Source organism: Methylotuvimicrobium sp. KM2 (assembly GCF_038051925.1).
Lineage (GTDB): Bacteria > Pseudomonadota > Gammaproteobacteria > Methylococcales > Methylomonadaceae > Methylotuvimicrobium.
On sequence record NZ_CP150634.1, the window covers coordinates 2,596,429 to 2,611,104 of the forward strand.

Annotated in this window: 12 protein-coding genes; 7 read left to right on the forward strand and 5 right to left on the reverse strand. The window is 47.2% G+C overall.

Translation table 11 applies throughout. The features are described 5' to 3' along the window. The first annotated feature begins 17 nt into the window (after positions 1 to 17). The 4 genes from WJM45_RS11010 (at position 18) to WJM45_RS11025 (ending at position 7,764) form a co-directional block, all read left to right on the forward strand. Positions 18 to 1,043 carry an agmatine deiminase family protein gene (locus tag WJM45_RS11010; RefSeq protein WP_341325156.1) on the forward strand — a complete coding sequence of 342 codons (1,026 nt, stop codon included), beginning with the start codon at positions 18 to 20 and terminating at the stop codon, positions 1,041 to 1,043. 409 nt (positions 1,044 to 1,452) lie between these two features. After that, on the forward strand, positions 1,453 to 2,340 hold the full coding sequence (locus tag WJM45_RS11015; protein WP_341325157.1) for a carbon-nitrogen hydrolase: 888 nt from the start codon (positions 1,453 to 1,455) through the stop codon (positions 2,338 to 2,340). Between the two features lie 528 nt (positions 2,341 to 2,868). After that, entirely contained in the window at positions 2,869 to 3,903 is a 1,035-nt protein-coding gene (locus WJM45_RS11020) for an IS110 family transposase (RefSeq protein ID WP_017841646.1), read from the forward strand. A 399-nt stretch (positions 3,904 to 4,302) separates the two neighbouring features. Then, positions 4,303 to 7,764, forward strand: coding sequence for a mechanosensitive ion channel domain-containing protein (locus tag WJM45_RS11025; RefSeq protein WP_341325158.1), 3,462 nt, complete (start codon positions 4,303 to 4,305; stop codon positions 7,762 to 7,764). Positions 7,765 to 7,957: 193 nt separating this feature from the next. Here WJM45_RS11025 and WJM45_RS11030 read toward each other — a convergent pair whose 3' ends face one another. From WJM45_RS11030 to WJM45_RS11045, 4 genes are all read right to left on the reverse strand, one after another. Beyond that, positions 7,958 to 8,242, reverse strand: a complete 285-nt coding sequence (locus tag WJM45_RS11030; RefSeq protein ID WP_341325159.1) for a hypothetical protein — start codon at positions 8,240 to 8,242, stop codon at positions 7,958 to 7,960. A 109-nt stretch (positions 8,243 to 8,351) separates the two neighbouring features. Beyond that, positions 8,352 to 9,650 (reverse strand): transposase, encoded by a 1,299-nt coding sequence (locus WJM45_RS11035; protein WP_341325160.1) that lies wholly within the window; start codon positions 9,648 to 9,650, stop codon positions 8,352 to 8,354. A gap of 152 nt (positions 9,651 to 9,802) precedes the next feature. Further along, positions 9,803 to 10,993 (reverse strand): NnrS family protein, encoded by a 1,191-nt coding sequence (locus tag WJM45_RS11040; RefSeq protein WP_341325161.1) that lies wholly within the window; start codon positions 10,991 to 10,993, stop codon positions 9,803 to 9,805. Continuing rightward, entirely contained in the window at positions 10,977 to 11,780 is an 804-nt protein-coding gene (locus WJM45_RS11045) for a ferritin-like domain-containing protein (protein ID WP_341325162.1), read from the reverse strand. Before WJM45_RS11045 ends, WJM45_RS11040 begins: the two co-directional genes overlap by 17 nt. 29 nt (positions 11,781 to 11,809) lie before the next feature. Between WJM45_RS11045 and WJM45_RS11050 the strand changes: the two genes are divergently transcribed. The 3 genes from WJM45_RS11050 to WJM45_RS11060 are packed head-to-tail and all read left to right on the forward strand — an operon-like array spanning position 11,810 to position 13,660. Beyond that, positions 11,810 to 12,175 carry a VanZ family protein gene (locus tag WJM45_RS11050; RefSeq protein WP_341325163.1) on the forward strand — a complete coding sequence of 122 codons (366 nt, stop codon included), beginning with the start codon at positions 11,810 to 11,812 and terminating at the stop codon, positions 12,173 to 12,175. A gap of 32 nt (positions 12,176 to 12,207) precedes the next feature. Continuing rightward, the gene (locus tag WJM45_RS11055; RefSeq protein WP_341325164.1) at positions 12,208 to 12,807 is read left to right on the forward strand and encodes a GNAT family N-acetyltransferase; all 600 of its coding nucleotides are present in this window, start codon (positions 12,208 to 12,210) and stop codon (positions 12,805 to 12,807) included. Further along, positions 12,797 to 13,660 (forward strand): carbon-nitrogen hydrolase family protein, encoded by an 864-nt coding sequence (locus WJM45_RS11060; RefSeq protein WP_341325165.1) that lies wholly within the window; start codon positions 12,797 to 12,799, stop codon positions 13,658 to 13,660. The genes WJM45_RS11055 and WJM45_RS11060 overlap by 11 nt, the downstream gene beginning before the upstream one ends. A 10-nt stretch (positions 13,661 to 13,670) precedes the next feature. Here WJM45_RS11060 and rpoS read toward each other — a convergent pair whose 3' ends face one another. Next, the gene (gene rpoS / locus WJM45_RS11065; protein ID WP_341325166.1) at positions 13,671 to 14,654 is read right to left on the reverse strand and encodes an RNA polymerase sigma factor RpoS; all 984 of its coding nucleotides are present in this window, start codon (positions 14,652 to 14,654) and stop codon (positions 13,671 to 13,673) included. Between the last annotated feature and the right edge of the window lie 22 nt (positions 14,655 to 14,676).

Sequence of the window (14,676 nt, forward strand, 5' to 3'; positions counted from 1 at the left end):
CATAGGAAAAACAAAAAATGATCCGTTTTCCAGCAGAATGGGAAAAACAATCCGCCGTACTGATTGCATGGCCTGATCAATCCGGCGATTTCGGGGGGAATCTCAACGACGTCGAACAAAGCTATCGCTTCATCGCCGAAACGATCTGCCGTTATGAATCGTTGATCATCTTGTGCAAGAGCGCTGTTCAGCAACGACATATCGAAACGCTGTTACCAGTCGAAAAATCCGGTATCCGTTTCATACATGCCGATTACAACGACATCTGGGTTAGAGATACGGCATTTCTGACCGTCGAAAAAGACGGCAAGCCGCTATTGCTAAATTTCCGTTTCAACGGCTGGGGCGGCAAATACGAACATGCGGCCGACAATGCCTTGAATCGGAATCTACTGAAACACGCCCCGTTCGCAAGCAACCCGCATCTCGACATCGACATGGTACTCGAAGGCGGCAGCGTCGAAAGCGACGGCGAAGGCACGATATTGACGACCAAACAATGCCTGCTCAATCCGAACCGGAATCCGGAATTGAACAGGGATCAAATCGAGGCGCAATTACAAAAGCATTTCGGCGCCGAGCGCGTATTGTGGATCGATCAGGAAAATCTCGACGGCGATGACACCGATGCCCATATCGACACGCTCGCCCGCTTCTGCAGTTCCGACACAATCGCCTATACCAGCAGCAACGATCCGTCCGAGAAGCATTACCAAAGCCTAAAAAACATGGAGGCACAGCTTAAGGCCATGAAAATGATTAGCGGCGAACCGTACAAGTTGGTTGCGCTGGATTTGCCGAAACCGATTTTCGACGCAGACGGCAAGCGTTTACCCGCCAATTACTCGAACTTTCTGATCATTAATGATGCTGTCATGGTTCCAGTTTACGACGATCCAATGGATCAAACCGCCGTCGATAAACTAGCCGAATGTTTCCCTCAACACGAAATCATTGCCACGCCCTGCCGGCCGATCGTGCATCAATACGGCAGCCTGCATTGCATGACGATGCAGTTTCCGGCAACTATCTCGACAAATTAAGGAATAAGGATTTCGTGATAAATAACGTCGAGGAACTACGGGCTTTGCTGAGGGTATAACTGCGCCCGGTGATTGGCGATATATACCCATCGCAGATCAAAATTCGGCACCGGGGGCCCGTCAAAGGACGCCGTGAATACATCCATGTAGGCTCTATGCCAGCTCCATGCTGGCAAAGCCTTAGCCGAGCACCCCGGCGCCTCCTGAGGCACTGCCGAAACTTGAAGTGCGAAAGGTATAATATTGAATTTTTAGAACCGAAGTCATATCTCACAATCATGAAATAGAACATCATCGTCCCGTCAAGCTCTGCTTGTGTACACGCCAAGCAGAGCTTAGGCTATATACATTCCCAAGCTAGAGTTTGGGAATGAGAGATTTTTCCATACCGCATTCATACATCAAAATCATGAGCTCGAACATCATCGTCAGCGCGATTCAACAACCTTGTAACGCCGACAAAGCCGGCAACCTGAATCTTTCGATCGACTTAATCAAAGAGGCTAAACAATCCGGTGCTAACTTAGCCGTTTTGCCGGAATTACATTTAGGCCCGTATTTTTGCCAGAACGAAGATTTTAACCGCTTCGCCACGGCCGAACCGATTCCAGGGCCCAGTACCGAAATACTGTCTCAAGCCGCCAAGGATCAAGAAATCGTCATCGTATCGACAATATTCGAAAAGCGCGCACCTGGCCTTTATCATAACACTGCCGTGGTTTTCGACACAGACGGCAGCATTGCCGGCAAATACCGCAAGATGCATATTCCCGACGATCCCGGTTATTATGAAAAATATTACTTCACGCCCGGCGACATCGGTTTCAAACCTATAGAGACCTCGATCGGTAAATTAGGCGTGATGGTTTGCTGGGACCAGTGGTATCCGGAAGGCGCGCGTTTGATGGCACTGGCAGGCGCCGATATTTTGATTTATCCGACCGCGATCGGTTGGGATCCGGCCGATACTAACGAGGAAAAGCAGCGCCAACTCGATGCCTGGATCACGATTCAACGCGCGCACGCGGTCGCTAACGGACTACCGGTCGTTGCCTGCAACCGCATCGGATTCGAAGCATCGCCGGACGATGCCTCGACAGGTATCGATTTCTGGGGAAGCAGCTTCATTACCGGACCGCAAGGCGAATTTCTCGCGCAAGCCGGAGCTAGCGAGCAAATCATCTTAACCCAGGAATTGGACCGCGCGCGTAACGAGCGCGTCAGGCAAATATGGCCTTATCTGCGCGACAGAAGAATTGACGAGTACGGCAATTTAATTAAACGATTTATCGATTAATTTTCCTAGGAGCCTGTCCGAGAACAGACCGATCTTCTGCGGACAGGCTCCTAGAAAAAGCATTTCACCATGAAGGTAATTATTCACACCCCCTCGTTCCCACGCTCCAGCGTGGGAACGCATACCGATCTTGCCTCGGCAACCAAGGTGTGGGTTCCCACAGAGGACCGTAGTATACCTTTCGCACTTCAAATTTCGGCAGTGTCTTAGGAGGCGCCGGGGTGCTCGGTCCCTCACCTAACGCTAGGTGAGGGACCAGCATGGAGCTGGCATAGAGCCTTGTATGATTAATTTAAATGAATTTTAGCTAGGAAATACTTTAAGCTTTACCGAGTTCATTGGGAGGCCGCTTGAGCCTGAGGACTGGATTAAACCAGAGCCTGTCATGTAGATTGGCCCCCGCCCTATTCACCTATACCGCGGAGTATCTGAGGCTTAGAGCCTGCATTCACAAGGATGGTAGGTGCATACGCAGGGTCGGGAACCAATGACTAGTTTACTTTCCTTATCACAGAATAACAATTAAACATGGCAGATCAACAAATTAACAGCGCTTCACTTGACACACAAACCCGTATCTTCGCTGGCGTCGATGTAGGATCTAAAGAACTGGTTTTGGTGGTGCGCAAAAATGGCAAACCTTTCAATCCGCAGAAGTTCTCCAATACCCCAGCTGATCATGCCCGGATGGCCAAGAAACTGAACAAATTGTCCGGCATTATCGTGTGCATGGAAGCCACCGGCAGTTATCATTTCGATTTAGCCGTTGCGCTCCATGATGCCGGCGTCAAGGTAATGGTCATCAATCCCAAGGTCTCTCATAACTTTGCTAAAGTGTTGATGAACAATAGTAAAACAGATGATGTGGACGCGAATACTCTGGCGGTGTATGCCGAACGGATGGATTTTGTGCCTTGGTCCCGTCCTTCGAATGAAAAGATCGCTTTACGTTGTTTCTCACGCCGTATTAATGCGCTAACCGATCAAAAAACAGCAGCAAAGAATCAGTTGCATGCCTTAAGCGCAACAGTTGAAACACCCAAAGCCGTGCTAAAAGATGCACAAGCAGCCATCGATCAATTAGATAAGCGTATCGATCAGTTAACGGCTGGCGCCTTGGCATTGATCGAAAAACATCCGGAACTCAGTCGAGCATTAGTTTTGTTCACGAGCATTAAGGGTATTGCCAATACCAGTGCGATTGCCCTCATGGGAGAACTACTGATTTTGCCTGCGGATATGTCGCACCGTGAGTGGGTCAAGTTTGCGGGGCTCGATCCAAGAGCTTTTGATTCCGGCACGAGTGTCCACAAAAAAACGCGTATATCCAAGGCCGGTAACAGCCAGATTCGCGCCGCCCTGTATATGCCTGTCTGGAGCGCTGTGCAGCATGATCGCCATATTAAGGCGTATTACCAACATCTCCTGGATATGGGTAAATTACCGTTGCAAGCCTGTTGTGCGGTCATGCGTAAATTGTTACATGCGATTCACGGCATGCTCAAGCATGATAAACCATTCGATAACACGCGTTTTTATGCAATTCCGTCAATCGCTGAATAGCAGAAAAATGCCTATTTTTAACTTGATTTTAAACAGAGTATCTACATGGACGTATTCACCCAGCACCTAAATAAGCCAGGATTTTGAATCATTGTCAAAGACCTATGGAATTTAGGTGCTGGATTTAGGTGCAGGGTTCACGGCATCCTTTGACGGTCACCCCGGTGCCGAATTTTAATCTACGATGAGTATAATTATTTATACCCTATCTCGTTCCCACGCTCCAGCGTGGGAATGCATACCGATCTTGCCTCGGCAGCCAAGGTATGGGTTCCCACGGAGGACCGTGGGAACCAGAAATTCACGGCGTCCTGTCAAGCGAGTTACCAAACCGCCACAAAGCCTACTACTTGTATAAGTTATTTTGTGCATATTCCTTATTAAGACGTTCCATCATCAATGAAAAACATCTATTCGACAACCCATCCGATCTCTTCGGCTATTCTTGGCTTGCTCATTTTTACTTTACTAATTAGCTTAATGCCTCAAGCCGTTTTGGCTCAAAGCCAAAACGGCAAACCTATAACATCCGAATATGACCCGGAGAACCTACGCAACAAAATTGAAGCACTCACCGCCCGGGAAGGTCTCGACGAAGGCGTAAAAGCCAAAACGCTTAAATATTATCAGTCCGCTTTAGACAATCTTGCCAATACCGGAGAGTTTAATTTTCGCAGCGAAAACTATCAAAAAGCCCTGCAACAAGCGCCCGACAGAATTAAAACCTTACAAAATGAAATCAAACAAACCCAACAAAAACTGGAGAAACAAAAGCAAGAGGACTTCAGTCACATCCCCATCGAAGAACTCGAGCAACGCCTGATTATCGAAAAAGGCAAAATTAGCAACCTCGACCAACAAATCAAAAGACTCGACGCACTCTTAACCGAACAAAACAATCGTCCGCAGCAAATTCGCCAAGAAACGGTTGAGGCAAAACAAGACCTCGATGCCGCCCGAAATAAGCTCGAAATCCCGCCAACCGCTGTAGAATCGAAACTGGAAATCGAAGCCCGGCACATTTATTTAAAAACCTTGATCGAATCACGCACGGCCGAATTAAAAAAGCTGGAAATCGAGGCTGCCAGCAATCCGCTTAGGACCGAAGCCATCAAATCCGAACTGCAATTGTTGGATATACAGAAGAATTTGCTCGCCCCGGTTATCGCTGCAATAGAAAACACCCTGTCCGAACGCCGCCAACAAGAAGCCAAGGAAATGCAGGAAGCCCTCGACCAAGCCGAACGGGAATTGGCCGATAAACATCCGGTCATACAAGTCGTTACCCGTGACAACATTCAATACAGCCGCGATCTTCAGACCATCACAGCCAAGATAGAACAAAGCGGCGAACAGAAAAACAAAATCGATAGCAAATCCGCCGAAATTGAAACCGATTTCAAAAGTGCCGAACGTAAAATCAGCTTAGCCGGACTCAGTCCTGCACTCGGCAAAATACTTAGAGAACAACGGCGTAATGTACCTACCGCCGGGCAATTCTCATTTCAATCCCAGACCATCCAAGACGAAACCGCTCAAACCGGTCTTGCGCAATTCAAGGTTGAGGACCGACTGAAGCAATTGGCTGATATTGATCAGGAACTACATAGAATCATGGACTCGGAGGTCGACAGCAAGCTACCGGCCAATGAACGAATGATGATACAGGCCGAATTGCGCGTATTACTTAATAGCCAAAAAGATTTACTGAACCGATTATCGATTGCTTACACGACTTATTTGCGAAGCCTCGGCGATCTGGATTTCGCAAGACAACAAATGCTTAGTCAAGCTGAAAAATTTGCCGCTTATCTTGATGAACGTTTGTTGTGGGTACCGAGTTCAGCTCCGATCGATACCCATTACCTCATCGACTTATTCGGTTCATTTCAATGGCTGCTGTCGCCTCTAAACTGGTTAAGCTTTACAAAAGACATCGTTAAAGCCGCACTATCCAAATCGCTATTTAGCGCCTTTTCGATAATAATTCTGATCGCACTCATGACGATCAAGGCTAAAGTCAAACAGCAATTGACAGCCATTTCAAACCGAATCGGAAAAGTCTATACCGACAAATTTTCCTATACATTGATCGCGATGGGCGACATTTTCGTTTTAGCACTGCCTCTGCCCCTCCTGATTTTTTTAGTCGGCTGGTTATTGGTCGACAATCCTCATGTTGCCGACTTTAGTCAAGCAATCGGAGCAGGATTGCAAGCCGCTTCAATACCGTTATTAACGCTTTCGATTTTTTACCGACTGTTCGCACCGGAAGGCGTTGCTCAGCAACATTTTCAATGGAAGGCCAAAAATGCCGGGGTATTTCGCAAACAAATCGCTTGGGTACGATTTGTTGCCGTGCCGAGCGTGTTTCTGACCGAACTGAGCGGAAGCCCCGCTATAGCATCGCATAGCGATAATCTCGGACGACTGGCAGTCATTATCTTAATGCTTTCTTTAGCTGCGTTTTTATTTATTATCCTCAAGCCATCGAAAGGAGTGCTGCAGAATTACCTTGAAACGAATCCGAACGGATGGCTTTATCGATCGCGCTATATTTGGTATCCAGCGTCGGTCGTCATACCCCTAACCATTATCGGATTTGCGGCCGCCGGCTATTATCTAAGCGCTTTGGAATTGCAGCACAAATTGATCGTAACGCTGAGGATGATATTTATCAGTATTATTATTTATGACTTGGTGCTGCGTTGGCTAACTTTGGCTAACCGCCAACTAGCCCTGAAAAACGCACGACAAAAACGCAAGACTGCTGCCGCGCAAAGTTCGAAACCGACAACCACTGGCTCGGAAGATAATGTTGTAACCGCCGAAGAAGAACTGCTGGATATCCCTAAGATCAATGCCCAAACCAAAGCGCTACTGAATGTGTTTATCGGATTTACGCTTATTATCGGATCATGGATGATATGGCGAAATATTCTGCCGGCCTTCGCGTTTCTCGACAACATCACGTTGTGGCAACACCTCGTCATGATTGATAACCAAGAAGCCTATCAGCCTATAACCCTGACCAATTTGTTTCTAGCCGGCCTCTATGCCTTCATTGTCGGTGTTGCGATCCGCAATTTTCCGGGCGTTATGGAGTTGTTGATTTTTCGGCGCATAACGGTCGATGCCGGTTTTCGCTATGCGGTCAATCACTTGGCCAAATATTTATTGATTTCGATCGGCTTTATCGTGGTCGCGAATGAACTAGGCGGCAGTTGGTCTCAGGTGCAATGGTTAGTCGCCGCACTCAGTTTAGGCTTGGGTTTCGGTCTGCAAGAGATCTTCGCGAACATGGTTTCCGGTATTATTATTCTGTTCGAGCGGCCGATACGAGTCGGCGATACCGTGACTATCAGCGATATCAGCGGCAAAGTCAGTCGCATTCAAATGCGTGCCACAACCATCACCGATTGGGATCAAAAGGAATTGATCGTACCGAACAAAGCATTCATCACCGAGAAAATGATCAATTGGACCTTGACCGATCCGACGACACGGGTAGTGATCCCAATCGGTATAGCCTATGGTTCCGATATCGAGCTAGCCCATAAAGTCATGCTGGAAACGGTTAGATCTACACCATTGGTTTTGCAAGATCCAGAACCCAGTGTGTTGATGCTTGGCATCGGCGATAGTTCTTTAGATTTTTCTATACGGGTTTATGTTAGCGAATTGGGTCACCGACTGCCGGTTACCCATGATATTCATTTCCGAATTAATCATGCCTTCCGTGAGCATAATATAGAAATTCCATTCCCGCAGCGCGGCATACATGTCCGCTCGATCGTCGAAAGACCGACAAGCGAGCCGACTCCGATTTTTGAGCCTAATACGAACATTCCGAGCTACTGAAAGGACTTACTCTCTTTTGATCGAAAAACTGTCTAAGACCAAAAGGTATGGGATGCGTCTACCGAGGACCGCACCCTAACCTCCCCGAGTGCTTTCATCATACGAAGTTGATTGCCAGGCCTTCATGAAATGCTATGTACCGGGTCTTTGACAGGCACGCAGTCGGCCGATATTTGTTCTACGGTGGACTAGATCAATCTTCGGTCCATTCCTGCAATGCACCGATGATGCTTTTGGCTTGATCCTTACTGGAAATGTTGAATTTGGATTTTTGCTGGTATTCGCCGTTGCGTTTTTGATAGCGGCGAATCGTATATTTATCGGGGCCGTAGGCTTCTTTCTTGCGATCCCAATCTTGGTAACGATAAATCACCGTCGCCCAAGCGCCTTTACTCAAGACTCTTTTGTCCAATTCCTTAACCGTTTCAATGCCGCCATCTTCATAAGTAACGGTCAATTCATCTACAGTTTCAGCCATACAATCTCCAATAAGTTAATTTTTAAAAACATCCAACTTGCATCGTCTCTTTGTCATAAATGAGCCGGAATTGCCCCATAAGCGCCAACTTAAGCATCTAAGTTATTGATTAATAAGTGCTAACATCTAAAACTCGACTTTCAGTAATGAGCTCCAAAACGCGACCCGGCAAACTCTGAAGCTTTCTCTTGCGCGGACGTTCGCAGAGGCTTTTTATTTGGTCATCAATAAAGCGCTCATTTTTTGAAAAACAATTCGTGAGTCCTGCCTTGATCTCATTGGCGATCGTGCGCCATAAATGCCAATGGGTAATCGAACGATCGCCGGCCATCGTGGTGGCCGCTTGGCCGAAACGGCGTTGCGCGATTTTTTGGGTCACTGCGGCAAACAGTAACTTACCGTGCAAATATAAATCCGCCAGCTTGCTGTCTTTTCGGGCGCGTAGCCGGTCAATATCAAGCAAGCTTTTCAGGCGTTTTATGACCAGCTCCACTTGCCAGCGAACCCGGTAGAGCTCAGCGATTGATTTCGTGTCGAGCAGCGATTCGGGAATCGAGGTAAAAACCAATACCCAGCCGCTCAGCATCAAGGTCTTTTGGCTTGCCGTGCGGCCTTTCTTGCGCGCGTTTTGTTTCGCTTTGCGGCGTGCTTGCGCCGCCTGTTCCGGCGGTAACGGCATGGCATGCACCACGCCTTCGATACGTTTGTCTTGATGACACAGATAAACCGGTATCGCACCCGGCTGACCATTCAAATCGCGTATGCGCTGTTCCCAGTCGATTTTGACACCTTTCGGTTCGTTGCACCGTTCGTAAAGCGTCATGCTGTGCGGATTATAGCGCAGCACGACGTGGCCGCCGCGATCAATGAGCGGGACTAAAGACTTCGGTTGGTTGTAGCCTCGATCAACTAACGCGACATCACCTGCAGCCAACTGGTAATGATCCAAGCTTTCGCCGACTTTATCGGTCGTGACGTTGACCTCGCGAAGTGTCAAGCTCATCAAGTCGATCGCCACATGGAGGCGATACGTCGTTTCGTTCGCTCCCGGCTCTTGCACAGTCGAACCGTCAATCACAATGAAATTCAGCGCACCGTGATTGACCGCTTTATCCAACCCGAACACACTCTTCAGTAACGATTTAATCCACGACACGCAGGCCGCCAATCGCTTGATCACCGCCGTATCGCTCAAATAGCCTTGAAGCTTGGCGACTTCGCCGGCGCAGCTGCGCAACGACAAGTCCTGTCCGCAATACAACAGGACTAACTGCAATAACTGCAGCGGTGATCGGATTTTCCGCGCTCGTGCAAACGCCTGTAATTCATAGGCCCGCTCCTGAAAATCCGTTGGTAGCTCTTGCAAAAAGTCATCAAAAAGCGTATCTGTTAACTGTGGCTGCATCATAGGGATTTTCACTTTCGTCGGTAAAAATACTCTATGTTGTGGCCACATCTTGATTTTTCAACTGTGAATCAAGGCCTTGCGTCTTAAGTTGGCGCTTATGCGGAATTGCCCTATGCTGGTCGTACAATCCCGTAAATATTACCCACTCTTTTCTAATCCGGTTTTCCATCGATTCTAGGCGCCAATAAAATTGGCGCGTATACAAACACAAACAAGGCAAAAGCTGACAACCAAGCCAGTGTCGAAATATAAACAAATTGACCATACCAAGCAGGTAACAAAGCGGGAAGAATAACCCGAACAAAAGCGGATATATTTAATAGAACAAAAGCGCTGACAATGATATTCGAAACCTTCATAACTCGCCCCGTATGCCCTACTGACACTCTGACCATCATGCCCAAGGTCAACACACCAATTCCGCCAAGCGTAAATGCATGCAAAACCAAAGAATAGGAAATTATTGCATAAGCCGCCAAAACAGTTAAGCCGAACCCCAAAATGATCCATCCGTAACCGATATATAATATCCATAACAACGGCACATACCAAACTTGCCGCACATGCCAACCGGCAATACGCACAAGATTGACTACCAAAGCGGCAATTGCACTCACAGCAAGAATGTGCCCGGATATACCGGCCATTTGCAACAAGAAAACCGAGGCGGCCGAAACAATCGACAAAACGTCTAAAAGCGGATTCCGTATCGCGATGACGCCTTTTAACCCGCGCTCGGTAAAAAACGGAAAAACACGTCCGGCAACGACCAGAATCATCACGATGATAATCGCCAAGAGCATGTTGATCCCCAACATGGCCGTGCTTTCATAAATATCAAGCATTTCAAGGTGAACCAAGGCATTAGCCGCCGTCATCAACGCCAACAGAACTATGAAAACCAAGCTCTTGTTATGCCCGGATCGCAGAATCGGTTGACTGACCGAATAAGCCAACACAGGTAAAAATGCAAAATCGGTCAACGCAATCAAGAAATCCGGTAATAACTCGGCATAGAAAGGCAAAATCCGACCATACAACCAAAGTAAACAAAGTCCGGCCAAACGATCACCGCTTGCTGTTGCCTGTCCGGTCCAATTTTTCACGGCAGTTAACAAAAAGCCGGCAATGACAGCCACCGAATAACCAACCAGCATTTCATGAGCATGCCAGATATTTGGTGCATAATAATTTTGAACCGACAACTCGCCTTTATAGATGGCATTCCATAACAAAATCAGCAATAACGCGAATAAACCAGCCAATATAAAAAATGGCCTGAATCCCAAACCAAAGACCGGGTAATCAAATACAGGCGTCGAATTACTATTGTTTTTGTTCATATTCCAGCCAATCCAGTTCAGCATCCGAGAAGCCTGCGATTATACGCATTTCGCGATTAAATGGGCCTTTCGGTTTGCCTTTGAAGTAATGATTGATAAGTTTTTTATAGGTTTCACTAGGGGCGAGCGATTGTTGGCGGCACTGATATTCGAACCATTTCGAACCTAATTGCACATGACCGACTTCATCATTCAAAATTCGGGTTAAAATCGTCACGCCTTGAGCATGACCCAGCGCTTCAAGTTTTTCGATCATCGCCGGCGTTACATCCAGGCCGCGCGCTTCTAAGCAGCGCGGCACGATAGCCAATCTTGCTAACAAGTCGTTCCGGGTATCATGAGCATGATCCCATAAACCGCCATGTGCCGGCAAATCGCCATAATCGCAACCGAGTGTCGCAAGATGGTCGCTTAATAACGTGAAATGTTGCGCCTCTTCATTGGCTACCCGCAGCCAATCTCGATAAAACTCGTTGGGCAAACCGCGAAATCGGTAAATAATATCCCAGGCCAGATAAATTGCAACGAACTCGATATGCGCCAAGGCATGAAAAAATGCCGCAAGGCCTTCCGGAGTCGTCAATTGCCGGCGTGGCATTTGTTTCGGCGGCAGTAACCGAGGTTTATCGGGAAATTGCGTGGCTTCAATAGCTTTGGGCGTGTCTATCGGCTCATAGCCTAGCAAGCCCTCTTCGCAGAACCGCCAAGCCTGACGAGTGTGCAACAGTTTTTCCGGAATCGAGGCTTGAAACAAGCAGCTTTCGGCTATTTGAAATAGATTTTTCATCACTAAACGACTATCAAACGAACTTAACCATGAATAAAATTAGGGATTTTTCACTTTTGGCTTTCTACTGCGGATTTATTTTTTTGCTATCGCATCAACCCTCATTACCGACGCCAATGTGGTTCGAACACCAGGATAAACTCTATCATGCCGGCGCTTATTTTATTCTAGCTTTATTTGCCTGGCGTTTTTTAAAGCATTTTATTTCTAAACCTTGGCTCTTGGCAGTCGTTAGCCTTATTTTCTGCAGCTTATACGGAATCAGCGACGAATGGCATCAATCTTTCGTCGACGGACGTTCCTCGGATATTTATGACTGGATTGCCGATACGGTTGGCGCTGCAATTGCCCTATTCATTCTGTATAAATTCACAACGCGCGCCCGCTTCCGTTAAAATATCCGTTTTGTTAAAAGCAGGTTAACACGATGTCTAACAACATACGCATTGAAAGATGGAGCGGAAAAGATTTGGAGAAATACATCTCCGACCTTGCTCGCCTTCGTATCGAAGTCTTTCATGATTTCCCCTATCTTTACGATGGCGATTACGACTATGAGAAGAAATATTTGCAAACCTATATCGATTGCCCGGAAAGTGTCATCGTACTGGCCTTCGACGGCGATAAAATCATCGGCGCATCAACCGCGATTCCCATGAAATATGAAACCGACGAAGTCAAAAAGCCTTTTATCGAGCACGGCTATAACCCGGACGAAATCTTTTATTGCGGCGAGTCGGTTTTGAATAAAAATTATCGAGGCCTCGGCATCGGCGTCAAGTTTTTCGAACAACGCGAAGCGCATGCGAATGACTTGGGCGGTTTCAAGCATATTTGTTTTTGTTGCGTCGAGCGGCCTGCCGACCATCCCCGCCGCCCCGCCGATTATGTCCCACTCGACAAGTTCTGGAACAGGCGCGGCTATTTCAAGCACCCGGAACTACAAACCACCTACAGCTGGAAAGACCTGGACGATGAAACCGAAACCCCTAAGCTGATGACATTCTGGTTGAAACATGACGATTAAAATAGCGGCTGCGCAATACGATATCGGCTTTCTCGAAAACTGGGCCAATTATCAAAGCAAAATCGAACGCTGGGTTCAGAAAGCCGCCGATGAAGGCGCAAAAATTTTAGTTTTCCCGGAATACGGCAGCATGGAATTAGCTTCGCTTTTTTCGGAAGAAATATACAAGTCGCTGGAAAAACAACTGGATGCCATGCAAAGCCTGCATGACGACTATGTCGACTTATATCGCTCTCTGGCGCAACAATATTCTTGCTATATTCAGGCTGGAACGTTTCCAGTCAAAATCGAAAACGGAGACTATCGAAATCGAGCATACTTATTCTGGCCCGATGGTCGCTACGATTTTCAAGATAAATTGCAGATGACACGCTTCGAAAACGAGCAGTGGTTGATCAAAAGCGGTGAAGCATTAAAATGTTTCGACACCGACTACGGCAAAATCGCGATCAATGTTTGCTATGACAGCGAATTCCCACTGCTGGCTAGAAAACAAGTCGAAGCCGGGGCAAACCTGATTTTGGTACCGAGTTGTACCGATACCGTGGCGGGTTATCATCGTGTGAGAATCGGTTGCCAGGCAAGAGCCTTGGAAAATCAATGCTTTGTCGTACAGTCGCCGACAGTCGGCAACGCCCCATGGTCGGAGGCGGTCGATGTCAATGTGGGGGCGGCAGCGATTTATACGCCTGTCGATCGAGGGTTTCCAGACAACGGTATTGCGGCGATCGGTAAATTAAATGCCACGCAATGGGTCTATGCCGATATTTCATTGACCGGGATTGCAAAAGTCCGTGCAGAAGGCCAAGTCTTTAATTACAGAGATTGGCCTTTGCAAGAAAGATTCATTTAAATCAAATCCATTAGTGGAAAATAGACTCAAAGGAATAGCCGCCGAATTCCAATATTTCTTTGAGTCTTTTTAAACCGTCCATCTGAATCTGCCTGACTCTTTCCCGAGTGACCCCCAGCTCTTGGGCAACTTGCTCCAGAGTCGCCGACTCATGACCGCACAACCCATAGCGCCGACAAATGACTTCGCGTTGCTTTTCCGACAGCTGAAAGATCCAGTTCGTGACATTATCCTTGATACCTTCTTCTTGTAGGGTTTCGGTTGGAGACATACTCCATTCATCCGAAATCGAATCCACCAAGGGTTTATCGAAATCCTTCCCGGCCGGAACATCCACGGAGCTAACACGCTCGTTTAGTTTAAGCATTTTTTCGACGGTTTTGACGGGTTTATCAAGATGACGGGCGATATCTTCGGCATTCGGTTCATGATCAAGAGTTTGCGCTAATTGTCTTTGCGCCTTGAGATAAACGTTCATCTCTTTAACAATATGGATCGGAAGCCTAATCGTACGAGTCTGATTCATGATCGCTCGTTCAATGGTTTGTCTTATCCACCATGTGGCGTAAGTCGAAAACCTGAATCCTCGCTCGGGATCGAATTTTTCAACCGCCCTAATCAAGCCGAGATTGCCTTCTTCGATCAGATCCAGTAAAGGCAAGCCTCGATTTAAATAACGTCGAGAAATTTTTACGACTAGCCGAAGGTTGCTTTCGATCATGATTTTACGAGCCTCTTCATCGCCCCGTAAAACCCTTTTGCCGTACATTTTTTCTTGATCGGCAGTCAGTAATTTCGATCGACCCAGTTCATTCAAATAAAAACGTGTAGCATCGAATGTATAATCATTCTGGGAATCGTCAACGACTACATCTTCAATAACAGATACTTCCTCGAGACACAAACTTTGATCATCTTCATCTTCGAAAACGAGATCATCTGAGAACGCACCGTGCGGTTTAATGGAAGTAACCTCAACGAATTCTTCTTTCATTATTATTAACCCCCAGGTTAAT